The sequence below is a fragment of the Acinetobacter lwoffii genome (assembly GCF_052078135.1).
Taxonomy (GTDB): Bacteria; Pseudomonadota; Gammaproteobacteria; order Pseudomonadales; family Moraxellaceae; genus Acinetobacter; species Acinetobacter lwoffii_Z.
This window is the reverse complement of sequence record NZ_JBQGUZ010000007.1, coordinates 105,785-131,473: the sequence shown is the minus strand read 5'-3', so window position 1 is coordinate 131,473 and position 25,689 is coordinate 105,785. Positions and strand designations below refer to the sequence as shown.

At 45.0% G+C, this 25,689-nt stretch carries 27 protein-coding genes; 10 read left to right on the top strand and 17 right to left on the bottom strand.

Going from position 1 to position 25,689, the window contains the following annotated elements; translation table 11 throughout:
- Positions 1–18 precede the first annotated feature (18 nt).
- The 10 genes from ACTL4S_RS06845 to ubiG all read right to left on the bottom strand — a co-directional run bounded on the left by ACTL4S_RS06845 (position 19) and on the right by ubiG (position 8,252).
- On the bottom strand, positions 19–1,014 hold the full coding sequence (locus ACTL4S_RS06845) for an aliphatic sulfonate ABC transporter substrate-binding protein (protein WP_441299005.1): 996 nt from the start codon (positions 1,012–1,014) through the stop codon (positions 19–21).
- 24 nt (positions 1,015–1,038) lie between these two features.
- Positions 1,039–1,995 carry a sulfonate ABC transporter substrate-binding protein gene (locus ACTL4S_RS06840; protein ID WP_441299004.1) on the bottom strand — a complete coding sequence of 319 codons (957 nt, stop codon included), beginning with the start codon at positions 1,993–1,995 and terminating at the stop codon, positions 1,039–1,041.
- A 333-nt stretch (positions 1,996–2,328) separates the two neighbouring features.
- Positions 2,329–3,672: an amino-acid N-acetyltransferase gene (gene argA / locus ACTL4S_RS06835; RefSeq protein WP_247144277.1), complete on the bottom strand. Its 1,344-nt coding sequence runs from the start codon at positions 3,670–3,672 to the stop codon at positions 2,329–2,331.
- A gap of 132 nt (positions 3,673–3,804) precedes the next feature.
- On the bottom strand, positions 3,805–4,191 hold the full coding sequence (locus ACTL4S_RS06830; protein ID WP_441299003.1) for an RcnB family protein: 387 nt from the start codon (positions 4,189–4,191) through the stop codon (positions 3,805–3,807).
- Between the two features lie 242 nt (positions 4,192–4,433).
- The gene (locus ACTL4S_RS06825) at positions 4,434–4,820 is read right to left on the bottom strand and encodes an RcnB family protein (RefSeq protein WP_004281230.1); all 387 of its coding nucleotides are present in this window, start codon (positions 4,818–4,820) and stop codon (positions 4,434–4,436) included.
- A 315-nt stretch (positions 4,821–5,135) separates the two neighbouring features.
- Entirely contained in the window at positions 5,136–5,291 is a 156-nt protein-coding gene (locus tag ACTL4S_RS06820) for a hypothetical protein (protein ID WP_004281231.1), read from the bottom strand.
- 184 nt (positions 5,292–5,475) lie between these two features.
- Complete coding sequence (locus ACTL4S_RS06815; protein WP_004281232.1) at positions 5,476–5,895, bottom strand: hypothetical protein; 420 nt, start codon at positions 5,893–5,895, stop codon at positions 5,476–5,478.
- A 156-nt stretch (positions 5,896–6,051) separates the two neighbouring features.
- Positions 6,052–6,798 (bottom strand): YciK family oxidoreductase, encoded by a 747-nt coding sequence (locus ACTL4S_RS06810; RefSeq protein WP_243474465.1) that lies wholly within the window; start codon positions 6,796–6,798, stop codon positions 6,052–6,054.
- Between the two features lie 39 nt (positions 6,799–6,837).
- Positions 6,838–7,527, bottom strand: coding sequence for an HAD family hydrolase (locus tag ACTL4S_RS06805; protein WP_044108779.1), 690 nt, complete (start codon positions 7,525–7,527; stop codon positions 6,838–6,840).
- The gene (gene ubiG, locus ACTL4S_RS06800) at positions 7,524–8,252 is read right to left on the bottom strand and encodes a bifunctional 2-polyprenyl-6-hydroxyphenol methylase/3-demethylubiquinol 3-O-methyltransferase UbiG (protein WP_005108199.1); all 729 of its coding nucleotides are present in this window, start codon (positions 8,250–8,252) and stop codon (positions 7,524–7,526) included. The genes ACTL4S_RS06805 and ubiG overlap by 4 nt, the downstream gene beginning before the upstream one ends.
- Before the next feature lie 227 nt (positions 8,253–8,479).
- On the opposite strand from ubiG, the gene ACTL4S_RS06795 reads away from it, so the two are divergent.
- Positions 8,480–9,094, top strand: coding sequence for a thiol:disulfide interchange protein DsbA/DsbL (locus ACTL4S_RS06795; protein ID WP_005094908.1), 615 nt, complete (start codon positions 8,480–8,482; stop codon positions 9,092–9,094).
- Between the two features lie 52 nt (positions 9,095–9,146).
- Here the strand turns inward: ACTL4S_RS06795 and ACTL4S_RS06790 are convergent, their stop codons facing one another.
- Positions 9,147–9,848 (bottom strand): TetR/AcrR family transcriptional regulator, encoded by a 702-nt coding sequence (locus ACTL4S_RS06790; RefSeq protein ID WP_441299002.1) that lies wholly within the window; start codon positions 9,846–9,848, stop codon positions 9,147–9,149.
- A gap of 210 nt (positions 9,849–10,058) precedes the next feature.
- On the opposite strand from ACTL4S_RS06790, the gene rph reads away from it, so the two are divergent.
- Positions 10,059–10,775, top strand: a complete 717-nt coding sequence (rph, locus tag ACTL4S_RS06785) for a ribonuclease PH (RefSeq protein WP_004281238.1) — start codon at positions 10,059–10,061, stop codon at positions 10,773–10,775.
- Between the two features lie 182 nt (positions 10,776–10,957).
- Positions 10,958–11,155 (top strand): hypothetical protein, encoded by a 198-nt coding sequence (locus ACTL4S_RS06780; RefSeq protein WP_441299001.1) that lies wholly within the window; start codon positions 10,958–10,960, stop codon positions 11,153–11,155.
- Positions 11,156–11,255: 100 nt separating this feature from the next.
- On the opposite strand, the gene nadC is transcribed toward ACTL4S_RS06780, so the two are convergent.
- Positions 11,256–12,101: a carboxylating nicotinate-nucleotide diphosphorylase gene (gene nadC / locus ACTL4S_RS06775; protein ID WP_004647170.1), complete on the bottom strand. Its 846-nt coding sequence runs from the start codon at positions 12,099–12,101 to the stop codon at positions 11,256–11,258.
- A 182-nt stretch (positions 12,102–12,283) separates the two neighbouring features.
- On the opposite strand from nadC, the gene ampD reads away from it, so the two are divergent.
- Both ampD and murJ read left to right on the top strand, forming a co-directional pair.
- Positions 12,284–12,874, top strand: coding sequence for a 1,6-anhydro-N-acetylmuramyl-L-alanine amidase AmpD (gene ampD / locus ACTL4S_RS06770; RefSeq protein WP_004729058.1), 591 nt, complete (start codon positions 12,284–12,286; stop codon positions 12,872–12,874).
- Positions 12,875–12,934: 60 nt separating this feature from the next.
- A complete protein-coding gene (gene murJ / locus ACTL4S_RS06765) occupies positions 12,935–14,485 on the top strand; it encodes a murein biosynthesis integral membrane protein MurJ (protein ID WP_425880078.1) in 1,551 nt (516 codons plus the stop codon).
- Between the two features lie 125 nt (positions 14,486–14,610).
- On the opposite strand, the gene ACTL4S_RS06760 is transcribed toward murJ, so the two are convergent.
- Positions 14,611–14,769, bottom strand: coding sequence for a DUF1328 domain-containing protein (locus ACTL4S_RS06760; RefSeq protein ID WP_004647174.1), 159 nt, complete (start codon positions 14,767–14,769; stop codon positions 14,611–14,613).
- Positions 14,770–14,961: 192 nt separating this feature from the next.
- On the opposite strand from ACTL4S_RS06760, the gene ACTL4S_RS06755 reads away from it, so the two are divergent.
- A complete protein-coding gene (locus ACTL4S_RS06755; RefSeq protein ID WP_441299000.1) occupies positions 14,962–15,414 on the top strand; it encodes a YcgN family cysteine cluster protein in 453 nt (150 codons plus the stop codon).
- A 19-nt stretch (positions 15,415–15,433) separates the two neighbouring features.
- Here ACTL4S_RS06755 and ACTL4S_RS06750 read toward each other — a convergent pair whose 3' ends face one another.
- Positions 15,434–17,569 (bottom strand): sensor domain-containing protein, encoded by a 2,136-nt coding sequence (locus ACTL4S_RS06750; RefSeq protein WP_441298999.1) that lies wholly within the window; start codon positions 17,567–17,569, stop codon positions 15,434–15,436.
- Between the two features lie 263 nt (positions 17,570–17,832).
- Here ACTL4S_RS06750 and ACTL4S_RS06745 point away from each other — a divergent pair, with 263 nt between their 5' ends.
- A complete protein-coding gene (locus ACTL4S_RS06745) occupies positions 17,833–19,107 on the top strand; it encodes a replication-associated recombination protein A (RefSeq protein WP_180087177.1) in 1,275 nt (424 codons plus the stop codon).
- Positions 19,108–19,411: 304 nt separating this feature from the next.
- On the opposite strand, the gene purC is transcribed toward ACTL4S_RS06745, so the two are convergent.
- The 3 genes from purC to dapA are packed head-to-tail and all read right to left on the bottom strand — an operon-like array spanning position 19,412 to position 21,687.
- Positions 19,412–20,131: a phosphoribosylaminoimidazolesuccinocarboxamide synthase gene (gene purC, locus ACTL4S_RS06740; protein ID WP_004281247.1), complete on the bottom strand. Its 720-nt coding sequence runs from the start codon at positions 20,129–20,131 to the stop codon at positions 19,412–19,414.
- A 36-nt stretch (positions 20,132–20,167) separates the two neighbouring features.
- Complete coding sequence (locus ACTL4S_RS06735) at positions 20,168–20,773, bottom strand: lipoprotein-34 precursor (NlpB) (protein WP_441298998.1); 606 nt, start codon at positions 20,771–20,773, stop codon at positions 20,168–20,170.
- A 14-nt stretch (positions 20,774–20,787) separates the two neighbouring features.
- Positions 20,788–21,687, bottom strand: a complete 900-nt coding sequence (gene dapA, locus ACTL4S_RS06730; RefSeq protein WP_004281249.1) for a 4-hydroxy-tetrahydrodipicolinate synthase — start codon at positions 21,685–21,687, stop codon at positions 20,788–20,790.
- Positions 21,688–22,411: 724 nt separating this feature from the next.
- On the opposite strand from dapA, the gene mhpT reads away from it, so the two are divergent.
- The 3 genes from mhpT to ACTL4S_RS06715 all read left to right on the top strand — a co-directional run bounded on the left by mhpT (position 22,412) and on the right by ACTL4S_RS06715 (position 25,630).
- On the top strand, positions 22,412–23,617 hold the full coding sequence (gene mhpT / locus ACTL4S_RS06725; RefSeq protein WP_441298997.1) for a 3-(3-hydroxy-phenyl)propionate transporter MhpT: 1,206 nt from the start codon (positions 22,412–22,414) through the stop codon (positions 23,615–23,617).
- A gap of 309 nt (positions 23,618–23,926) precedes the next feature.
- A complete protein-coding gene (pncA, locus tag ACTL4S_RS06720; RefSeq protein WP_441298996.1) occupies positions 23,927–24,556 on the top strand; it encodes a bifunctional nicotinamidase/pyrazinamidase in 630 nt (209 codons plus the stop codon).
- 126 nt (positions 24,557–24,682) lie between these two features.
- Complete coding sequence (locus ACTL4S_RS06715; RefSeq protein WP_441298995.1) at positions 24,683–25,630, top strand: bile acid:sodium symporter family protein; 948 nt, start codon at positions 24,683–24,685, stop codon at positions 25,628–25,630.
- The last annotated feature ends 59 nt before the right edge of the window (positions 25,631–25,689 follow it).

Below are 25,689 nucleotides of genomic sequence, written 5' to 3'. Positions count from 1 at the left end.
AATCATCTTGTTTGTTCATCAATATGTGGCTGCTGGCGACCAAATCTGTTTCTGGACGCTGATGGTTTTGGGAATCAGTTGAACCTGCTGGAAGAGATCGGCAATATTCTGTTGGGCTTTGATCACTTCCGGAGTTAAGGGTTGAACCTGCGAAGGTTTAAGACGACGCTCAAAAGCAATCTTTGCCACTTCTGGTTTCAGACCGGTACTTTTCTGATAAATATCTAGAGCTACAGCCTGGTTTTTAAGAATCCACTGGTCAGAGGCATTTAAAGCCTGAATAAACTTGCCGGGAGTATCCGGATGCTTCTTAATAAATTCGGGATTGCCGATATAAAAGGAGTAGGTTTGCGGAAAGTCACTGGATTCAATCAGCACCTTAACTTTGCTGTCGAATTCGGCTGCACCGAGGAACGGATCCCAGATTGCCCAGGCATCAATGGCTTTTTTGTCAAAAGCAGCACGTGCATCTGCAGGGGGAAGCCAGACGGCTTGAATCTCTGACCAGCCTAATCCGGCTTTTTCCAGAGTTTTGGCTAGGAGTTCATGTGCGCTCGAACCTTTCTGAACCGCGATCCGTTTTCCTTTCAACTGTTGAATCGTCTGGATACTACTGTCTTTCGGCACGACCACGGCCAAAGAGTTTCCAGCCACTTTTTCAAAGGCCACGTAACTCAGGGCTTTATCTGCAGCCTGTGCAAAAATGGGTGGGGTATTCCCTACATAGCCATAATCCACCGCACCGACTGCCAGTGCTTCCAGCATTTGTGGACCCGCCGGAAACTCTTTCCACTCAATTTTGGCATTAGGAAATTGTTGTTCTAACAGCTTTTCATCGCGTGCTACCAGCAGATTCAAGGCTGATTTCTGAAAGCCAATCGCAATGGTTTTAACTTGTTGCGCCGACGTAGTTTCTGCGGCAGCCGTTTGTTGTGGTTCCTGTTTCTGGCAGCCAGTCAGACTAAAGCTCAATAACGCTAAACTGATGTAAGAAACTGTTTTTAAATGACTCATCTTTATTCTCGAATTATTCTGCTGTTATTTAATAATTGCTGCATCAATATTCAGCTTTTGTGGAATCAGCTGCTGCGCATAAAATGCATCGGCGACTTGTTGTTGTTTTTGAATCACGTCAGTGCTGAGAGGTTTAACGCCAAAGCCCATGCGTGAAATAGAGGTTTTCAAGACATCGACTGCCAGACCTGTCGGTTTTTGTAGTAACTGTGCGGCAGCGTCCTGATTTTTTGCCACCCAGTCTGTGGTCAGATTCAGTTCATTGACAACCGCCTGTACCACATGAGGATGGCTTTCTGCGAACTTGCGATCTGCCAGATAGAACTGATGATTGCTCACCACATTTTCACCGCTGGCAATGACACGCGCACCAATCTGATGTTCAGCAGCTGCAAAGAAAGGATCCCAGATCACCCAGGCATCGACTGCACCACGTTCAAACGCAGCACGTGCATCGGAAGGTGGTAAATAAATTACTTCGATATCACCGAGTGTCAGCTTGTTGGCTTCCAGAACTTTTAATAGCAGGTAATGCACGTTTGAACCTTTGTTCAGGGCCACCCGTTTACCTTTCAGATCCTGAATGGACTGAATCGTTGAATCTTTCGGTACAATTAAGGCTTCGGCTTTAGGTGCTTGCGGCTGATTGGCCACATAGACCAGATTTGAGTTGGCCGCCTGAGCAAAAATTGGCGGTGCTTCACCGGCTTCACCAAAAGAGACGCTGCCGACATTCAGGCCTTCAAGCAGTTGTGGGCCGGCCGGAAATTCTACCCATTTCACATTGACCCCTTGCTGTTTTAAGCTGGTTTCCAGCGTGCCGCGTTCTTTTAAAATCGGTAATATGCCGTATTTTTGGAAACCGATATTCAGGGTAATGGTCTCTTCTTTTTTCGAGCAGCCTGAAAGCATCATGACACCCGCCATCGCAGTACCGACTACCACAGTCTTTGCTAAAAACTGAACATGAGATTGGCGCATGAATCAAAACTCCCGAAAATGACAAACTAGTGAATGAAAACTTAGACACACGCTAATCGTTTTTGTTTTTTCAAAAAAATAACTATTCAGGAATTTCTAATGAAGAAAAAAGATAAATAAAAAAGCGCAAAACTTATGCGAAAAAGTGATTTATATAAAAATGAATATTTACTATTTAAGTTAATCAAACTTATGAAATTTATAATTATTTCTTTAAATCTAATCTGCTGATATGTTTAGCTGAAAAGCAGCATTGCAATTTTAAAATTTAAAGCGAGATTGCCAGATATCTTTATCTAAAATTAAGCTAAAGCACTGAAAGAAAAAGCCACTTTAAAGTGACTTTTTGCAAACAATTGAATTACGTTGATAATTGTAAAATGCCTGACGGGCATCCGGCAGGTCATCGACTGAAGCCGGTTCAAAGCCTTGTTCCAGAAACCAGTGCGCGGTGCGGGTAGTTAAAATAAACAGTCGCTGAATCTGCATGCTTTTGGCTTTTTCTTCTAGATAATGCAGGATCTGGCTACCCCGATTAGACTTGCGATAACTGGGATGTACCGCAACACAGGCAATTTCTGCAGAACGCAATTCATCACCCGTAGTCGGAATCGGATAAAGGGCGGCACAGGCCAGAATCATGCCGTCCCGTTCGATTACGGCAAACTGGTTGATTTCATTTTCCAGACGTTCACGCGAACGATAAACCAGAATGCCTTCTTCTTCCAGTGGACGCAGCAAACCGATCAGACCGCCTACATCCTGAATATCGGCCATCCGCACTTCTTCATAATGCGCGTCAGTGACCAGAGTGCCGGAACCATCACGGGTGAAAAGTTCTTCCAGCAGGGCACCATCATAGGCATAAGAAATCAGATGCACCCGATGTACGCCGTTCATGGAGGCTTCCTGTGCGGCTTTTAATTGTAATCCTCTTTCCAGTGCATCTTGCTCGACCGGAATAAAATCATCCAGCTGTTGCGGTGTCACTTCACGTTTGAGCTGACCGTTACTGTCCATCAGGCCATGCTGCTTACCGAGAAAAATCAGTTTATCTGCCTTGAGGCGAATCGCAGTTTTGGTAGCAACTTCTTCAGCCAGCAGATTAAAGACTTCTCCTGTTGTGGAATAACCAGTCGGGCCAAGCACCACAATATTATGACTGTCCAGATGGCGCTGAATCGCGTCAGTATCAACTGCACGCACTTCACCGGTCAGTTGAAAATCAATACCATCACGAATCCCATACGGCTTGGCAGTGATAAAATTCCCTGAAACGGTATCAATCCGGGCGCCATACATCGGCGAGTTGGCCAGTCCCATAGACAGCAGTGCTTCAATTTGTAGGCGGATCGAACCGACGGCATTCATCACACAGCTTAAAGATTCACGTGTGGTGACCCGACGCTGCTGGTAAAAAGGCGTCGTAATCTGGCTTTGAGCCAGATTCTGGTTAATTTGCGGACGTGCACCATGTACCAGAATCAGCCGAATCCCCAAAGAATGTAATAAGGCGATATCGTGAATAATATGCTGAAAGTTATCATTTAAGACGGCTTCGCCATCAAACATGATTACAAAGGTTTTGTTGCGGTGCGCATTGATATAAGGCGCAGAATGGCGAAACCAGTGCACATATTGCAAAGTTGTGCTTTGTGACGTTTCTGCTGAAGTCATGCTGTGCCCATTTCAATGATTGAAGATCCAGCTTTGATTCTAATGAAAAAAAATGCAAGTGGAAGTGTAGATATAAAAAAACACCTGAAGGGGGCTTCAGGTGTCTGCAAGACGAGCAGTAATGGAGAAAGCTTAGTTAATGATTCGTACAATTTTGTTGGTACGTTCATTCACTAGAACATAGTCATTGTTGACTTTGTACCATTGCTGGAAACGGCCGGTATTTGGTAAACGACGTGCTTCGCGATCACTGACTTCAAAACGGTTGTTGTCATATTGACGAGGTAAAGTTTGTCCTACGCGCCAGTCACGGCTTGGATTGACCATACGGTTGTTATGACGGCGGTCATCATTCCAGCGACGGTCGTCATTCCATTTCTTGCTATCTTTGGCATTCCAGTGTGGTGCCGATTTATGTGGATTATAGTCATAACGCGAGTCATGCTGTGGTGCTGCCATTGCAGAAGTAGCTAACAAAGCACTTAGAGATAACGCGATTGTAGTTAAGACTTTTTTCATGGCTCTCACCTTAAGATGTATATCTAATTTCGATAAGACTAAATTAGCGAACAAGTACATAGAAAGCGTGAGTACAATTTAGTTAAATTGTTAAATTCATGAAGAAATTTAGTAGATAAGTCATGCAGTCTAAAAGCTGGATAAGCCGCAAGATTTGCGGATAAAAAAATTCAGCCAGTAAAATAGAAAAGCCCAAACATGGTTGGGCCTTAAAGAAGATTAAATTTGAATGCGCTTATGAACTAGTCACCCACGATGCGGATAATGCTGTTGTTTTCAGAATCCACCAGAATGTAGTCATTATTGACTTTATACCATTGCTGCTTGCGGTCAGGTCGAGGCAGGCGATGGTCTTTGTATTCAACTTTATAGCCATTGCCACGATAATGCTGTGGCATCACATAACCCGGCTGCCAGCGTAACTGTTGCAGGCGTTTCACCCCGCGTTCTTCACGCATACGGCGGTTATCCTGCTGATCTTCCTCTCGGAACTCACGGGCTTTCTTCTTGTCATGACCATGACGTGAATCCATACGGGATTCATCATTGAAATGAGGGGCAGCGATGACGACATTGCTCAGCATGAATGTACTGCAAGAAATTGCCAGTGCCACCAAAACCTTTTTCATGTTGAACCCTCATTAAATTGTTCATCTTCTACAGCACCTAATGTACGGAAAAATTGCAGAGAAACTGTGAAGAACAGGCACAATTTTTATAACAAATGCAGAGATATTATGATGATGTCATGTTTTTACATGACTATATGCGACGGCATCACTTCTATAAAGTAGCCTACCGAGCCATGTCCTTATCTCATCAAAGCAAGGGTCAACATGCAAGCGAAAATCGATGATTTAGCTCAAAAAAACAGCATTGAGTCAGCGAGAAAAAAGTTCATGATTTAATGAAACGACAAAGAATTTTGCCGGTTTAGTTTGAGATTAATTCCATTGCTCTGCCAAACCTTGTAAGGACTGAATCGCGTCAGCTACGGATTCAGCTTGTAGGGCGTCATCGAGTGCCACAATCAATGCTTCAGATAACTGCAACTGTTCAATCCGGTGAATTGTTTCAATTTTACGTTTTTGGTCAGCCATGCTGCGCTCCTGATTTGATCTATCTGTGATTCAAGAAAGCATAGTCCAATCAGTTTAATTTGGAAAACCGTATAATTTTATATATTTAATATGTAAATCCGATTTAATGTTATTTTTTGCAGGATTTTAAGAAAAAAAGGGCACTTTATCGAAAAGTGCCCAAGATTATTCAATGACCCGACTTTTAATAAGCGTAGTTCAGGTCAGTATAATCGTTGAGTGATTTCTGCACATGCGCCTGAATAAAGGCACGTACATCCTCGGCCGTCATGGCTTTGCCCTGATTGCTGATGACATGTTCGATTTCTGGCTGACCTTCAATTTTAATGCGATAAACAAAATGCTTGGCCAGACGATAACTGTCGTCTAATTTTTCAATGCCAGTCACATAATAATAGGCATGTTCAAAATTCAGATCCTGATGTGAAAATACAAATTGCTCGAACAATTTGAGTTTCTGAGCATTTTCGAGTGCTTTGATGTCATCCACGATACTGGCTTCAAACTTGGTGCCGTATTTCTCTGAAATAGGCTGTTGATCAATCAGCAGCGACACCATGCCATCGTCTAAATGGGTCACCGTAATATTGTTTAATTCAGTCATGATGCACTCGAGTGAAATATAGTGGGGCTTAGTATGCTGTTATTTTAATGAAACTCAATGCGAGCGGGGTGAACTTACTTAAGATTTATGCGCTGAATATGACTAAAAATGAAATAAAAAGGGAGCGATTGCTCCCTGAATGACAGACAGAATAATTTAATCCTGTGCATCAATACTCTGGCCATTCATATGCAGGCTGTCATTACCCATCAAATATAGATAAGCCGGCATGATTGAATCGGGGGTAGGCAGGGTTTTCGGATCTTCATTCGGATAGGCCTTGGCGCGCATGGCAGTCCGCGTTGCCCCGGGATTGATGCAGTTATAACGGATATTCGGATGTACCTGCTCTTTGGCAAATAACTGGCTTACCGCTTCAATAGCAATTTTAGAAACCGAATACGCACCCCAGCGTTCGCGGGCTTCGCGGCCTACACCTGAGCTGGCAAAAACCACAGAAGCATGTTGGGATTTGGATAATAACGGTAACAGCGCTTGGGTCATGACAAAGGGTGCACGCAGATTGACCGCCATCACATCATCCCAGACATTGACCGGATAATCCGCCAAGGGAACCCGTTCGCCTAAAATGCCGGCATTGTGCAGAATGCCGTCCAGACGACCAAACTGACGGTCTAGCGTATCGAGCAAAAGCTCATAATCACGTTCTGACGCACTCGATAGTTGTAGCGGCAAGATGGCAGGTTGCGGCGCACCCAAACTTTCAATTTCATCATAAATGACTTCGAGTTTGTTTAAGGTACGCCCATGCAGCACCACAGTTGCGCCATGCAAGGCATAACTGATTGCTGCTGCACGTCCAATGCCATCGCCCGCACCTGTGATTAGGATGATACGATCCTTGAGCAGATCGGGGCGAGGTTGATATGCTGAATATTTCATTATCTACCTCCTCACTTCTTATTATTTAGTGTTAAGCGTTCAAGATACCGCAGTATGCTGCTTCAGTACTAGTGTCTGAATCAATTGATGTAATTCTGTCACAGTATGCACGATATGGTCGGCCTGCCAGGCGTTTAAATCGTCTTTGTATTGCAACGGCAAATAACCATAAGCAGCCAGAATGGTCAGCATCTGGGCATGACGGCCGGCATCAATATCTCGGGGATGATCTCCGACATAGATACAGTCTTCCGCGGCAAGATTCAGTTGCTTGGCTGCCAGATACATCGGTTCAGGATCGGGTTTGGTCCGAGTGACATCTTCCGGACATACCAGCACTGCGCAGCGTTCACTCAGGTTCAGCGCTTGCAGTAAAGCCTCGCTGAGCCAGCGCGGTTTATTGGTCACAATCCCCCAAGGAATGTCATTTTCCTCTAGCTGTTCAAGTAATGGATACATGCCATCAAACAGATCGGTATCGACCGCAATATCTGCGCCATACATGTCCAGAAAGCGCTGACGGTGTTGCAGAAAGACCGGATCTTCCAGTTGCAGTTCCGGATAAACCAGTTTCACCATAGCGCGAGCGCCTTCGGAGACTTGGGTACGAATCAGCTCGGGTTCAACCAGTGCACGGCCTTCTTCATGGCACATCTGCTGGATAATCCGGATAAAATCGGCAGCGGTATCAATCAGGGTACCATCGAGGTCAAATAAAACGGCTTTCATGCTGTGGTCTCTGCTGCGCTATCTTTCACGGTATAGACCATATAGTTCACATCAACATTCGGTGCCAGCCAATAACGCTTGGTCAGCGGATTATAGTGCAGACCGGTCATGTCTTTGAGCTTTAAACCAGCGTTACGAATATCATGTGCCAGTTCAGACGGCTTGATAAATTTGCTGTAATCATGGGTGCCTTTGGCCAGCATGCGCAAGACATATTCTGCCCCGATAATCGCAAATAAATAGGACTTTGGATTACGGTTAATGGTCGAGAAGAATACATGACCACCTGGCTTGACCAGCTTGTGACAGGCCTGAATAATCGATGCCGGATCTGGCACATGCTCTAGCATTTCCATGCAGGTCACGATGTCATATTGGCCAGCCTGTTCCTCTGCCAGTTGCTCGACCGGCACCTGACGATATTCAATATTGCTCACGCCTTCCTGTTCGGCATGGATGCGTGCCACATTCAGTGGGGCTGCGCCCATATCAATCCCGAGTACATCGGCACCGCGTCGCGCCATGCTTTCGGCCAGAATACCGCCACCACAGCCGACATCCAGCACTTTTTTGCCGCTCAGGCCTCCGGCATGTTCATCAATCCAGTTTAAACGCAGTGGATTAATCATGTGCAAGGGGCGGAACTCGGAATGCTGATCCCACCATATAGCTGCAAATGCTTCAAACTTGGCAATTTCTTGTGGATCAACATTCAATTGCGACATCGGTGTCACCTCAATCAGTCATGATTAGCTAAAAATATATATGTGCCGAATGGCCAGAGAAACTGATTTAAAACCTTGAAAATCAGTTCGATGGTTTAGTGTAGCGATTCTGGCAGAAAAAGCGATAAAAGCAGCAAAAAAGTTCACAGAATGAAAACGAAACCGGCATAATTGATTTATAGTGAACACATAAACTAAGCATAATGATTTAGAGGACGATAATCCGAATGAAAAAATTCCTTTTAGGCGCTGTTGCCGCATCTGTTTTGGCCTTTTCAGGCAATGCTATGGCCAATTTTGTGGCAGGTCAGGACTATCAGGTGGTTGCAAAACCAGTCAAAGTCGAAAAACCGGGCAGAATTGAGGTACGTGAATTCTTCTGGTACGGCTGTGGTCATTGTTTCGCGCTTGAACCACATATGCAGGGCTGGTTGAAAAAATTACCAAAAGATGTACGTTTTGTACGTACGCCTGCTGCAATGAATCCACTCTGGGAACAGGCAGCGCGTGCTTATTATGTGTCTGAAGCATTGGGTGTGCGTCAAAAAGCACATTTACAATTATTTCATGATATTCATGACAAGCAACGTCCAATTTTAGAACAGGCACAACTGGCCAAGTTCTATACCCGCTATGGTATTTCTGAAGCGAAATTTAACAGCACCTATAAATCTTTCCCGATCACTTCGAAAATTGCCCAAGCCAAAAATCTGGCTGCTCAGTATCAGTTAAGTGGTGTTCCGGCAGTGACCGTGAATGGTAAATATATTGTGCAGGGTAATGATGCCAAAGTCATTCAGGTGGTGAATTACCTGATCGAAAAAGAGCGTAAAGCTAAATAAGTCTGAACTGACGATCAGTAAAAAAACCTGCATCATGATGCAGGTTTTTTATTTAGGCCGGGGGAATGACTGCTTCATTGAGCACAGGGCTTGCGGTTTCAACTGTTTCGGCAGGTCGCCGGTACCAGTGCAAAATGCCACGCAGCAAGAGCTGCATCTGCAATATGCTTTGATTTTTAAAGGCATTGGATTGGGCGCGGCGCAGCTCTGGATCAGCCTGATGTTGCAAATGAATCCAGCCCATCGCCCAGTTCAGGGACAGCTCAATCAGCATCTGTGCCAGAGCCTGCAAGTCCTGTGGCGCCTGAATATGTCGGGTAGATTGCATCTTGGCCAGTTCATGCATCACATCTTCAGCCAGAAAATGAATTTCCCGTTCAATGCCGGCACGTAATACGTCCGAACCGCCCCAACGTTCTGCCACAAAAAAAATCCAGGGTTCAGGATGGTATTCGACGGCCTGAAAAAATAGTTCCAGCCCGGTGTGGGTTCGGGTATTCGGCTGATACAAATAAGCCTGTCCCAGCTGATTGAGTACGCCCTTGATATGAATCGCAACCTGATCCAGCAATTCCAGACCCAACTGGTTCATATCCTGAAAATGCCGATAGAATGCCGTCGGCACCAGTCCGACTGCATTCGCAACTTCACGTAGGCTGATCGTGCTGAAAGCGCGGCCCTGACTGCTGAATGCCAGTGTCGCATCGAGTAACGCCTGATGACTTTGCTGCTTGCGATCTTCACGTAAGGACATAAATGGGTTTCCTATCACCGGCTTCCCTTATAGAGAGTTTTAGTCTAGCAAAAATTAAATTAAATCGTAGTGCCACAGATCGGCAGAATTTCGACAACTCGTAGCGAGCTGATGCATTGATTTTGTAAATGAATCGCCCGGCTGCCTAATCTTGGCAAGGGCTTCTGCTATACTGAGCCGCAATTATTTTGAACCCATACAGGACTTATTATGCGTATCGACCAACGAGCATTAGATCAATTACGTGAAGTGAAAATTACCCGTAACTATACACGTTATGCGGAAGGCTCTGTATTGGTTGAATTTGGTCATACCAAAGTACTGTGCACTGCCAGTGTGGATAGTTCTGTACCGCGTTTCCTCAAAGGTCAGGGCCAGGGCTGGGTAACGGCTGAATATGGCATGTTGCCACGTTCAACTCATACCCGTAGTGACCGTGAAGCGGCACGTGGCAAACAGAGTGGCCGTACCCAGGAAATTCAGCGTCTGATTGGTCGTAGCTTGCGCTCAATGGTCGATCTGAAAAAACTCGGTGAAAATACCATTACTATCGACTGTGACGTGATTCAGGCTGATGGCGGTACCCGTACTGCAGCGATTACTGGTGCTGCGGTGGCTTTGGTCGATGCCATGAACGTCTTGCTGGAAAGAAAGAAAATCAAACATGATCCATTAAAAGGTTTGGTGGCTGCGGTTTCTGTGGGTATTTTCAAAGATGAAGTATTACTGGATCTTTGCTATGAAGAAGATTCAAACTGTCAAACCGATTTGAACGTGGTGATGACTCAGGCCGGTGAATTTATTGAAATTCAAGGCACTGCAGAAGATAAGCCATTTACCCGTGCACAATCGAATGCCATGCTGGAAATGGCCGAGAAAGGCATTCAGGAATTGGTGAAAAAACAGCAAGAAGCTTTAGGTTGGTAATCTATTCCATGCTGAAAAACGCATCTCTGGATGCGTTTTTTTATGCCTGAAATTTCACTCTGCACCTGTATTCAAAAACTACATTACAAAACTTCCTGACAAAAAGTCGACATGAATCGGCTATATCTGAACCGGTTTTGCATCGATATTGGATCAGATGAGAACACAATGAGGAATGCGACATGAAACAGTGGCTTTGTGCAATTTCATTGCTGGGCGTGTTTGGATTAACTGGCTGTGACTGGGGCAATAATCGTGAAGATGACGAGCGTTCAGTGTTAAATCAGGATCGTGATGAGGATAACGGAAGATATAACGACCGTGATGGTGACGATGATGACCGCGATCGCCGAGGTAATCGGGATGACGATGATGATTAAGGTCTAAAATAGAAAATTGAGCAAAATATACGCAAAAAAAATTTCTAAAAATAAAAAAAGGGTGCTTCGCACCCTCTACGGTCATCTATCCCATCTAGGCTTAAGCATTGAAACGCATCGACAGATCAATGGCTTTGAGATCTTTGGTCAGCACGCCCATGGAAATATAATCTACTCCGGTACTCGCGACTTCACGTAAATTATCAATGGTGATATTACCTGAGGCTTCCAGTTTGCAGCGACCGGCCACATGTTGCACCGCGTCGATCATCTGCTGCTGACTGAAATTATCCAGCATCACAATATCAGCATGGGCTTCGAGTGCCTGATTCAGCTCATCCCAGGTTTCGACTTCAACTTCGACAGGCTTACCCGGTGCAATTTGATGGGCCTTGGCAATCGCCTGCGCAATGCCACCCGCTGCCATAATATGATTTTCTTTAATCAAGAAGGCATCAAACAGGCCCAAACGGTGATTCTGGCCACCGCCAATGGCCACGGCATATTTTTGTGCGATACGCAGACCCGGAAGCGTTTTACGAGTATCTAATAATTTGGTGTTTAAACCTTGCAGCTCTTTGACATAGTGGGCGGTTTTAGTCGCAACCGCAGACAGCGTCTGGACAAAGTTTAGCGCAGGGCGCTCCACGGTGAGTAAGCTACGTGCAGATCCGGCCAGTTTTAAAAATGCTTGATTGGCTTGAACATGATCGCCATCATTTTTCAGCCAGATCACTTCAATACTTGGATCATAGGCCTGAATCAAGGCATTTACCCAAGGCTGGCCGGCCAAAACCATGTCTTCACGGCTAATGATAGTGGCAGTGGCCTGTTCATCTTCAGGAGTCAGCAGGGCGGTAATATCGCCTTCACCGATATCTTCTGAAAGTGCTTGTTGAATATTGATCTGAATGGACTGGTCTAGCAAAGCTTGAGATATGCGCATGAGTATTTCCGTATCTTTTTTAAGCCGTGAAAATTGCGCCTTATCTTAGCACCGTTACATAAAAGATGAGCGATTTTTCATCCAGTTTGCTGGGATGAATTGAGATTTCTCCTTGAAAGTTTTAGCATGAAGCCGGCTGCAATGCTGATCTTGCAGATTTTATTTTTGGGGAGAACGGTTTTATGCAACAGGCAGCTGAGTTTCAGGTCAAGGACGGGCAACTAATCGGTGCACGTCAAATCCCGTCTCCCAATTTTAATCAGCGGCCAGAACAGACCGAGATTCAATTGCTGGTGATTCACAATATCAGCCTGCCACCTTCACAGTTTGGCGGTGGTTATATTGAACAGTTTTTTCAGAATCAGCTGGACTGGTCCGTACATCCTTATTTTCAAACCATTGAAGGGATGCAGGTGTCGACCCATCTGCTAATTTTAAGAACGGGAGAAGTACTGCAATTTGTTAATTTCAATGACCGTGCCTGGCATGCCGGCCGCTCGAGCTATTTGGGCAAAAAAGAATGTAATGATTATTCGATCGGGATCGAACTGGAAGGCAGTGATGACTTGCCTTTTGCAGCTGAACAATATCAGGCCTTGGTAAAAGTCACGGCCTGTCTGCAACAGCATTATTCCAAGATTCAGCAGCATATTGCCGGACATTCGGATATTGCACCGGGCCGCAAGACCGATCCGGGACCATATTTTAACTGGGCTGATTTTCGTGCACAGTTACAGCATTATAAAAACACCTCAAGCTCGCTTGAGCGATGAAATTAAGCAATGAACTTCTGACAAAAGTTTCATTACAATAGCCACAAATTTATACATTAGGTGAATAGGATGGCGCTTTGGCGTTCGACCGTCATTGTCAGTGCGATGACCATGTTGTCACGCGTACTGGGATTGGTTCGAGACATTGTTTTACTGAATGTCTTTGGTGCTGGTAAAGACTTCGATACCTTCGTAGTCGCATTTCGTATTCCAAACTTTTTCAGGCGTTTATTTGCCGAAGGCGCATTTTCACAGGCGTTTATTCCGGTACTGACCGAATATAAGACCAGTCGCACGCATACTGAAGTCCAGATCCTGATCAGCCGGGTATTTGGCTGTCTGGCCACGGTCATGACCACGTTGACCATGGTCGCGATCATTGCTGCGCCATTGATCATGTATATCTATGCGCCCGGTTTTCATAGCGATCCTGAAAAATTCGCTCTGGCGACCGACATGTTCCGCCTGACCATTCCTTATTTGCTGTTCATGTCACTGACGGCTTTTGCCAGCAGTATTCTGAACAGTTATGGCTCTTTTAGTACCCCGGCATTTGCGCCGGTCTTGCTGAATGTGGCGATGATTGCCGGGGCGCTCTGGCTTACGCCTTATATGGCCGAGCCGATTATGGCGCTGGGCTGGGCTGTGATCATTGCCGGTATTTTACAGCTGGCCATCCAGATTCCTGAATTGTGGCGTAAAAACCTGCTGATTCCACCGAAAATTGACTTCAAGCATGAAGGCGTAGATCGCATCATGAAGTTGATGCTACCGGCATTATTTGGTGTATCTGTCACGCAAATTAATCTATTGTTAAATACCATTTGGGCTTCATTCATGCAGGATGGTTCGGTATCCTGGCTGTATAGTGCCGAGCGTATGACCGAATTGCCGCTGGGTCTGATCGGTGTTGCAATTGGTACCGTGATTTTGCCGTCGTTATCGGCACGGCATACCGAGCAAAATCCGGAAAAATTCCGTGGCATGATGGACTGGGCAGCCAAAGTTATTGTGATGGCAGGCCTACCCGCCAGTGTTGCACTGTTTATGCTGTCGACCCCGATTATTCAAGCCCTGTTTGAACGTGGCCAGTTCACCTTTGAAGATACTCAAATGACGGCTTTGGCGCTGCAATGTATGAGCGGTGGTGTGATTGCCTTTATGCTGATTAAAGTCTTTGCTCCCGGTTTTTATGCAAAGCAGGATACCAGAACCCCGGTGCGTGTCGGTTTGATGGCTGTGGCGGCCAATGCGATTCTGAACGTGATTTTTATCGGTTTCTTCAAGCTGATTGACTGGGAAGCAGAGCATATGGCGCTTGCACTGGCATCGACGGGTTCAGCGATGGTCAATGCCGGTTTACTTTATTATTATCTGCATAAGCGTGATATTTTCCGTTTTGGTTCGCACTGGAAAAAAATCTTCCTGCAATTCATGTTTGCCAATGTGGTGATGATTGCGGCTCTGGCCTATGCCCTGAGTTGGTATAACGCAGATGTATCACAATGGATGCGTGTGGTAGAAGTATTGATCTTATGTGTTGTCGGTGTGGTAGCGTATGTTGCAGCCTTGCTGGTGGCAGGTTTTAGACCACGTCATTTAAAGCCCTAAGTTCATCTTAAAAGAAGTATTTTTGATCAAAACAGATCATTAAAATACCCATAAAAAAACAAGAGCCAGAAGGCTCTTGTTTTTTTTGAAAGCTAACACTTGCTTTGAAAAGGTCTAGCGTAAATCTAGACCTTGCCGCGCGAAAGAAAACCAACGATCGCAAGAATCACCGCAATTACCAACAAGATAATCGCAAAATCCTTAGACAAGCCTGCAACGCCACCGAAACCAAGTAGACTCGCAATTAATGCAATAACAGCAAAAATAATAGCCCAGCGAAACATATATATTCTCCATGTGTTTTTATTTTCAAATTTAGTATAGAAATAAACGATTCCAGCGACTGTTAGTGTTGTGTTGATGAACTGTCTCTGATTTAACAATAGTTTACGTGATAACAATAAAAATTTGAGACAGTAGGTCTGCAGGGTTCTGGCTGTTATAATCAGCTGATTTTTGAATATTCCGGCCCGATCATGAGCGATACTTTACGTCCCGAATTCTGGAAAAACTATTCACTTGCTGAACTGACGCAAGTCGAGTGGGAGGCCTTATGTGATGGTTGTGGGTTGTGTTGTCTGATTAAACTGGAAGATGAAGATACTCAGGAAGTCGCCTATACCAAAGTGGCATGTAAGCTGCTGGATTGTAGCACTGCACATTGCTCCAATTATCCAGATCGCTTGCAGTATGTGCCTGATTGTATTCAGCTCACGCCAGAGAAGCTGGAAACGATTCACTGGTTGCCTTCGAGTTGTGCCTATCGCCGGGTAGAGCAGGGCAAAAGCCTGCCATCCTGGCATTATCTGATTAGCGGTTCACGAGAAAGCGTGATTCAGGCACGCAAGTCGGCAGCAGGGCGCTGCCTGAGTGAAGCAGATATTCATCAAGACGACATTGAAGATTATATCGTACGCTGGGTGCGTTGAATCTGCCTGCGTGATTCGTTTATTGATCTGCCGGATGGAGTAGAGCCTGGGCCGAAGCACCGGCCATCGGACGATAGAAATAGAAGCCTTGTCCAATCTGACAGTCACAATGGATCAGGGTATCCAGCTGTTCTGTATTCTCAATTCCTTCGACCAGAACATCCAGTGCAATACTGGAGCCAATCTGGGTAATGGCTTTGACAATGGCCAGGGCAGATGGGTCACTGTTCATGCGTTCTACAAAGTTGCGGTCAATCTTGATGCAACCCACCGGATAGTCCTGCAAGCGGGTCAGCGAAGAATGTCCAGTGCCGAAATCATCCAGCGAAATCTGGATTCCGGCCTGTTTCAGCAGGTTCAGGGCGCGAACCACATAATTGGCACCATGTTCGGATAGGCTCTGCTCGGTAATTTCTAGTTCAACTTTATGTGCGGGAATATCAAAGTTGGACAGGCGTGCCAACAGTTTTTCGGCATAGTCATCGCGCAGGAATTCGACTGGTGCAGCATTGATGGAAATGGGTAACAGATCCAGACCTTGTGCCTGCCAGCGACTCATATCTGCAAAGACTTTCAGTTGCATGGTCTCACTGATGCGTGAGGCCAGCTCATAGTCCTGAAAGGCAGCAAAAATTTCGGAAGGTAACTGAATGTTCTGATTCTGATCTTGCCAGCGTAATAGTGCTTCGAAACCAATCACTGCACCATCAGAAAGACGTACTTTAGGTTGGTAATAGGGAATGATCTGATCGGCCAGAATAATCTTGCGAGCCAGAGTCAGCTGCTTGGTTATATTTTCCAGTGAACCGCACATTTCCTGATTAAACATGCGGATGCCACCACGACCACTATTTTTCAGGTCATTTAAGGCGATATCGGCACACTTCAGCAGATTCGAGGTATTTAAGGCATCACGTGGATAGATGGCACAGCCTATACTCATGGCACTGCTGATGCTATTGCCGACATAATTGATGGGCTGATCCAGCTGGGCATAGGCCATTTGCGCCGTTGCCAGCAGCTGTTCTTCACTTTCCAGATTTTTGACCAGTACGGCAAATTCATCGCCACCCAAACGGGCGATGATGGTATTTGGCCCGAAGCAGGTCTGGAAACGTTTGCCCAAGACATGTAACAGATGATCGCCGGCAATATGGCCCAAGGTATCATTGATATGCCGGAAATAATCCAGATCAATCAGCAGTAAACCCGCCATGGTCTGCTGTTGTTTGGCCTTTAACAGTACCTGTTTAAAGGTTTTATAGAAGGTACTGCGATTATACAGGCCAGTCAGTTCATCACGTTTAATTACTTCTTTTAACCGCGTTTCTGCAATTTTTTGCTGACTGATATTGCGTGATACACAGAGGATATTTTGGGTAATATTCTGCTGATCCAGAATCGGGGTCAGCAGATGATCCCAATATTGGATCGGTTGATCTTTGATCTGGATTTTGCTGGAGAAACGGCTGTTTAAGCCTTGGGCAGCCTGTTTCAGAGCACGTTGCCCGGATTTTCGGGCTTCAGGGGTTAAGCGATTTAACCAGCACAATGAACGGTCTTGATCTTGTTCTGCGGTCTCATTTGCTTGTGCCAGACAGCCAGAGTTACTATGCCGAATCTCACCCTCAGGGCTGATAATGTTAATGCAGTCTGCGCTAGCATCCAGCATGTTTTCCTGAGTGGAAACAATCTGAGAAAGTTGCTGCTGGATTTCAAAATAATCATGCACATCGGTCAGAGAAACGGCCCATTGCAGCAAATGTTCAGGTTCATGATGAAATTTTACCGCCAGGCTACACATGCGATAATGGGTATCACTGCGTTTAATCCGGCACTGGGTTTCAAAATTCTGCTGTTGATCCAGCGCAGCATGCCACTGCGCTAAAAACAGCTGCAAGTCCTCGGCATGGATAAAACTCTGCCATTGCGGATGACCCTGTTCATTCAGGTTCACGCCAAGATAATCAGTCATGGCATCGTTAAAATATTGCAGATGTTTTTTGTTGCTGACCCACAAGGGTTGCGGTAAGGCATCGATCAGATTTTTTAACAAAACCGATTCAGACAAGTGAACGTGGGGTGCAATCAGTGATGATGACGTCAGTGGCTTAGACCGACTCAGAGCTCCCTGTTCAAATTTATCATGCTTCATGCATTCACCACTACAACCCAAAAGTGCCCAAGGGGCGAGATAAGTTTCTTTTAATTAGAATAAACAATATGAAAATTACACTGTAATTAATTCACAATTAATCATGTTCAAATTATTCGGTTTTATAGAGATTAATTCATTCAGAATTAAAAAAATAGAGGATATCTACATAAATTAATTTTTTATGCGTGCTGTTTGCATTCTTGGAATCAAAACTGCGGATGTTAGAATGAGATCATAATTTAGTTTGAGCCAATAATAACATGTCAGATAGTCATATCCCGCTTCCAGAACGCTTACGGCCACGCGACCTTACACAGATTATCGGGCAGGAACATTTGCTGGGAGAACATGCGCCCTTACGCCAGATGATTGATCAGGGGCATCTGCCTTCGATCATTTTCTGGGGACCTCCCGGAGTCGGAAAAACCACCATTGCCTTACTGCTGGCTCAAGCGGTAGACCGACCTTTTATCAGCCTGTCTGCACTGAATACCGGGGTGAAAGAACTGCGTGAAATCATTGCCGAAGGTGGCGATTTGCTGACGCCAGTGGTATTTATTGACGAAATTCATCGCTTTAATAAATCCCAGCAGGACGCGTTATTAAATGCGGTCGAGAAAGGGAAAATTACCTTAATTGGCGCCACCACTGAAAATCCGTCTTTTGAAGTGAATAGTGCCTTATTATCACGTTGTCAGGTGTATAGCCTGAATGCATTGAGTGCTGAATCGATTCAGACTTTGTTGACGCAAGCCTTGCAAAATGACTCTTTCTTACAGGAAAGACATATCCTGATTGAAGAATTTGATGCCCTGATCCAGTTCGCAGCAGGAGATGCCCGCAAGGCACTGAATCTGCTTGATCTGATCGCCAGTACCTTTGAAGCGGATATGGAAAATATCATTACCAATGCGGTGGTGGTCAAAGTCGCACAGCAGAATATTGCCCGTTATGACAAGTCCGGTGAGCAGCACTATGATCTGGTGTCGGCCTTCATCAAGTCGATTCGCGGCAGTGATCCGGATGCAGCCTTGTACTGGATGGCACGCATGCTCAAAGGCGGCGAAGATCCGGTGTTTATTGCACGGCGCATGTTGATTGCCGCATCCGAAGATATCGGCAACTCGAATCCGAATGCTTTGCTGTTGGCAGGGGAATGTTTCCGTTCGGTGCAGGCCGTGGGAATGCCAGAATGCCGGATTATTTTGGGGCAATGTGCAGTTTATCTGGCGACCAGTGCTAAAAGTAACAGTACCTATCTGGCGATTAACAAGGCGATGGAACTCGCAGATAAAACTTCAAATTTGCCAGTGCCTTTGCATTTAAGAAATGCGCCAACCAAGCTGATGAAAGAGCAGGGCTATGGCGTGGATTATCTGTATCCGCATAATTATCCTGAGCATTTTGTGCTACAGGAATATATGCCGCCAGAACTGAAGGATACCAAACTGTATGAATCAGCACGTAATAAACGTGAAGTTGAAGGGGAGCGTTTACAGCAACGCCGTTGGCAACAGCAACAACAGCAGCAATAAAGCTGGGTATCCCAACTAATTGAACAGATTAAAAAAAAGCCCAATTCAAGGCGAATTGGGCTGAAAGTAGGATGTTTTTTTGAGGGAGATAACATCCTAGAGGGTAGAGGAGAAATCTGGTCGGCAAATATGGAGTGAAGTGCATCGACTCACTGATTTGCCTGGTATGAGATAATATTAATGCATGTGGTTTTTGATGTAAAAACGATCATTTTAATAATAAAAATTTATTTTTCCGATTAAAAGCCGAAAATAAAAAACCGAGCTAAAAAGCTCGGTTTTTTCGAATCTGCGCATTTACAGATTAGATGTTGTCTAGATTGATACCTAAACGGCCAGCTACTTCTTCATAGGCTTCAACTACGCCGCCTAAACCTTGACGGAAACGGTCTTTATCTAGTTTTTTCTTGGTGTCTTTGTCCCATAGACGGCAACCGTCTGGAGAGAATTCATCACCAAGTACGATACGGTCGTGGAACACGCCGAATTCAAGCTTAAAATCAACCAGAATCATATTCCCTGCGTCAAACAATGCTTTAAGCACGTCGTTCACTTGGTAAGTCAATTCTTTCATTTTCGCCAATTGTTCAGCAGTTGCCCAACCTAAAGCAATGGCTTGTGACTCATTGACCATTGGATCACCAAGCGCATCATCTTTAAAGAACAATTCAAATGTTGGAGGAGTCAGTTCCTTGCCTTCTTCCACACCCAGGCGGCGGCATAAAGAACCTGCTGCATAGTTACGGATCACACATTCAACCGGGATCATATCCAGTTTTTTTACCAGCACTTCATTTGGAGTCAATAGCTTTTCAAAGTGGGTCTCAATTCCCGCTTCTGCCAGTTTTTCCATAATGAAGGCGTTAAAACGGTTGTTCACCTTGCCTTTACGATCTAGTTGCTCAATTTTTTCGCCATTGAATGCTGAGGCATCATCGCGAAAGACTAAAATCAGATGGTCTGAACTGTCTGTGGTGTAGACAGATTTCGCTTTACCAGTATAGAGCAAGGTTTGTTTTAACATGAGGGAACCTTTTACAAAAAAAATGCCTAGAAATGTCTAGGCTGGCCAATTTTGGTAAATCTGGTTGAGCAGTTCTGCAGCTTTTTCACGGTCGGCAAAACTGTTATCGGCATTGAACACAGCGAGGTTATTACTTGAACCGACAGAAGATAATCTTAATACATAGATCTGCTGATCAACCTTAATCGTGACTTCATAACGATTTTTGCTCTGCGCAACGATGCTATGATTCAGACTGCTGAGGGTGGCAAGTGTATATTGCCAAATTGTAGCAGAATTTCCCTCAATTTTAAGCAGCGGATTAAGATTTCCGTCAGTAACCAACTGTGGTTTACCCACCGTATTGGTTTCGGTTAGATCAGCTGTATTTGAGTTTTCAGTCTGGGCTTGTGGACGTGGCAAAGCAAAACGGTTGCCACGCTGGTTTTCAAGCTTCGGTGCATGTTCAATTGCAAGCGGATCAACTGTTGGAGCAGGATACAATGGCGTTGCAGGACGAACCATGGCGCCTTCAGGATATTGTAAAGCTTCCAGGGTAGTAGTCTCTTTATAGTCTAAAGTGCCGTTATTAAAGGCCATTGAACTACAACCTGCCAAACTGAATACTGAAAGTGTAAGGCTAAGTCCTAAACGTAATTGCATAATCTTGTGCTCTTTTATTTAATAACGCCCGCTTCTACCAGTGCTTCATGAAGCGGAGCGCGATATTGTTCTGCAAGTGGTGTTAATGGAAGGCGAATACCTGTACCAATTAAGCCCATGTCATGGAGTGCCCATTTCACAGGAATTGGGTTCGATTCGCAAAATAAAATATTGTGTAAATTTGCAACCTGAGCATTTAACTGTTCAGCTGTGGCTGCATCACCGGCAATCGCAGCTGCACACACTTCGCTCATGGCTTTCGGAGCCACGTTCGCCGTGACCGAGATATTACCTTTGGCGCCATGACCGATCAGTTGATACGCAGTTGCATCATCACCCGAATAAACAGTCATATCTTTACCGACAAGGCCTTGCAGCAGTTCAGCACCGCGCGGTACATCGCCAGTCGCATCTTTAATACCGATAATTTGTGGAATATCCGCCAGGCGAATCACGGTTTCATTGGCCATATCCACACCGGTACGGCCCGGAACATTATAAAGAATCTGTGGAAGATCAACGGCTTCAGCAATAGCTTTATAGTGCTGATACAAGCCTTCCTGAGTCGGTTTATTATAATATGGCGTCACCAGTAAAGCGGCATCTGCCCCCAGCTCTTTGGCTTCGCGGGTCAGTTCGATCGCTTCACGGGTCGAGTTTGCACCTGTGCCGGCAATAATAGGAATACGTTTGTTGGCCACACGAATGATTTCTTTGATCACCTGGGTGTGTTCACTCATACTGAGAGTAGAGGCTTCGCCTGTTGTTCCAACGGCGACAATACTGTTGGTGCCCTCTGCAATGTGCCATTCAACCAGCTTCTCAAGACCCTTCCAATCTACGCTGCCATCTTCAAACATAGGGGTGACGATTGCGACTATGGAACCTTGAATGGTCTGTGCTTGCTGAGTCATTTTAAAAAACTATCCTATTTGTCCATCCGAAAGGAATGAGAAAACATAAATTGGGATGGATTTGTATTTTGATTTATAGCAAATTCAATAGATTTGCATTGAATTGAATATTGCTTATGCAAATTATGACTGATCAAACGCATAAGAACAATATGCTTTAGTAAAAGCTACTGAATTCTTTATACAAAGCCTTTTGGAAACAATCAAGTAATAAATAAGATGATTTATAAAGCAAAATCCTGAGACCAAAGTTATGTCTCCAGTCTAGACAATGGAGGAGATTACCCCAAATGAACCCAATAATGATAAGGCTTGTGCAAAAAGATCAGCTGAAAACTGCCATTTTTATGCCTTTTAATTTTGGATTAATAGTTATATTGGATAAATTGAGACCTCGTACATCTTGATCGCACTCTCGCACCAAAACAAATAAAGCCAAAAACGACTAAGACTAATCTTTTTTAAATATCAATAAATTGAGAATTTTTTTTCTTATCGGTTAATTTTTTAACTTGATGTATAAGCCTTAAAGTCTAAGTCTTGAACTTTATGGTGTTCTGATTAAGTGTTTTTGCGACTTTATCTGGTCTTATCCTATTTGTATCTGCCTCTACTCCTTTGGGAATATCTAAGCAAAACGTTCAACTTATTGATAGTTATTTCTGCAATCAGGCTCATAGATGATGGCTGTCTTTTGTAACGCTGATTGAACAAGGATAATCCAATGGAAAAATCAGACAATAAGCATGCTATCGTCACGGTCGCGATCTGTTTTCTGATTGCGGTGATTGAAGGCTTAGATATTCAGGCAGCCGGAATTGCTGCTGCAGGTATTCGTGAGCATTTTGGTCTCGATAGTTCCCAGTTGGGTGTGTTTTTTAGTGCAGGGATTCTGGGTTTATTACCGGGTGCACTGGTTGGTGGGCGATTTGCGGACCGCATTGGCCGTAAGAAAGTCTTGATCTGGTCGACAGCAGTATTTGCTGTATTTACCTTATGTACCGTCTGGGTCAATAGCTTTAACAGCTTGCTGGCAGTGCGTTTCCTGGCTGGAGCAGGTCTGGGCGGCGCGATGCCAATTCTGATCACACTTGCTTCTGAAGCAGTCTCTCCACAAAATCGTGGCCGTGCAGTGGGCTTGATGTACTGCGGTATGCCAGTCGGTGCAGCGATTTTGTCTTTAATTGCAGCGACTGAATTTGGTGCTAACTGGAAGAATGTTTTTTATCTCGGTGGTCTGTTACCGATTCTTGCCATTCCGCTGATGATGTTATTTTTGCCTGAATCGAAGGAATACCTGAAAGCACAGAACAAAACGGCTGCAGAACTTGCTGTTGCACCGCAGGGTTCATTCAAGGACCTGTTTAATTCGGACAACCTGTTACGTACGCTATGTATCTGGGTGAGCTACTTCTTTACCTTGATGGTGGTTTACATCATGTTGAGCTGGTTGCCATCATTGTTTATGGAACTTGGCTTCACACGTAAGGATGGTTCAACCGCACAGTTCTACTTCATGGTGACAGCGACGATTGGTACGATTATTTTGGGTATGCTGACCGACCGCTGGAAGAAAGCCTATGTGATCCTGTTGATGTACGGCGGTATTCTGGCAGGTCTACTGGCGCTGAATGGTGCAAGCTCGCTGAACCAGATGTATATGGCAGCAGCATTGGCCGGTGCCTTCGTGATTGGCTGTCAGGGTGTACTGTATGCCTTCGGTAGTATCGTTTATCCGACTGAGGTGCGTGGTACTGGTGTTGGTGTTGCGTCTGCAGTTGGCCGTATCGGTGCCATGCTGGGTCCAGTCATCGCCGGTCAGTTACTGACGGCAGGTTTTGGCGCTGCGGGGGTCATTACCGCTGCGATCCCATGTATCATCATCTCTGCATTATGTATGCTGTTCTTGGTGAATCGCACTAAAGTGTAATGTTCAAAGATTCAAAAAAGCCTGCTTTTGCAGGCTTTTTTATTTTCAGAATTTAAGAGTTAAATATACTGTTTTCTAATTAGAAAGACTCATCACTTTATTTTAAAACTTATTCTTTTTTGCAGAGATCTAGCTTGATACAAACGCAGAACTCATCCTTTTTTTGTCAAAAATAATGAATCTATTGATCTGCTCATATGCACATGCTGAGAACACACAGTCATAACATTTTTAGCAGCAGGGCTAAAAATCATGGGGTATTTTGCGCTATGCTTGGGCATAAATCGAGATTTCAATGGATGAAAACAGATGCAGAATAATGTCGCTTTACTGGTCGTGGACGTACAGAGAGGATTTACCCCGGGGGGCAATCTGGCTGTAGCCAATGCTGACCAGATTATTCCAAATATCAATTTATTGGGGCAGCATTTCAAGCATATTATCCTGACCCAAGACTGGCATCCGGACAACCATATTTCTTTTGCAGACAACCACCCCGGCAAAGCAGCCTATGACAGTATTCAGCTGGATTATGGCAGTCAGGTCTTATGGCCAAAGCATTGTGTACAAGGGACACTTGATGCCGAACTGCATCCGGATTTAAATTTACCGCAAGCACAACTCATCATTCGCAAGGGCTTTCATCCTCAAATCGACAGTTACTCGGCCTTTATGGAAGCTGACCAGAAAACCCCGACGGGTCTTGCTGGCTATCTGCGTGAACGTGGGATTGATACCGTATTTGTGGTCGGGATTGCTACGGACTTTTGTGTGGCCTGGACTGCAATCGATGCCTGCAAACTGGGCTTTAAAACCTATGTGATTGCCGATGCCACCAAGGGCATTGACCTGAATGGTTCCTTGCAACATGCCTGGCAGGATATGCTGTCGCATGGCGTGAAACGTATCTATGTGAAAGATATTGTTCAAGCAGCTTAACACTGGATAGGGATAGAATTTAAATATTCCTTTGATCTTATTTATATTTGAATATAAAAATTCAGGTATCAACGGGTGCCTGTTTTATCTTGCTTTTTCTCCCTTAATGTCACCTGGATGAAACCCATGTCAGCCTTGCTCCAGTTTAGCCAATTTGTCCAAAAAACCTTTGCTTTATGGGTGCTGCTTTTTTCCGGCATTGCCTTGATGATCCCTGAAGTTTTTGTCTGGTTACGGGCTTATATTCCGTGGATGTTGGGCATCATCATGTTCGGCATGGGCATGACCATGACGATAGGTGATTTTAAAAGTGTCTTGCAAAGTCCGAAGGCAGTAGCGATTGGCGTCGTCGCCCAGTTTATGGTGATGCCGGGTTTGGCCTTTTTGCTGTGCAAGCTGTTCCAGCTGCCACCAGAGATTGCCATCGGGGTAATCTTGGTGGGTTGCTGTCCGGGCGGAACTGCATCCAATGTGATTACCTATATGGCCAAGGGCAATACTGCCTTGTCGGTCGCCTGTACCTCGGTTTCGACTTTACTGGCGCCCATTTTAACTCCGGCCATTTTCTATGTGTTGGCCAGTCAGTGGATTGAGATCAATGCCTGGTCGATGCTGGTGTCGATCTTACAGGTGGTGTTATTCCCAATTATTCTGGGCTTAATCGTACGGGCGCTACTCAAGCAAAAAGTCACGGCCTATATTCAGGTCATGCCGTTGATTTCTGTGATTGCGATTGTGGCAATTGTCGCGGCGATTATTGCCGGCAGCAAAACCCAGATTCTGGAGTCCGGTTTAATGATTTTAGGAATCGTGGCCTTACACAATGGTATGGGCTATTTACTGGGTTATTGGGCCAGCCGTATATTTCACTTGGCAGAAATAGACTGTCGTGCAGTCTCCATTGAAGTGGGAATGCAGAATTCTGGTCTGGGTGTGGCCTTGGCGGCGACCCATTTTGCCGCATCTCCACTTACCGCTTTACCAAGTGCCATTTTCAGTCTGTGGCATAATATTTCAGGGCCAGCTTTAGCCACTTACTGGGCTGCCAGACAAACTGAAAAAACAGACACCTAATTGCAGTTTGATGACAGCGCGCAACAATCCAGAGGATGATTTTTTATAATTTTAAAAAT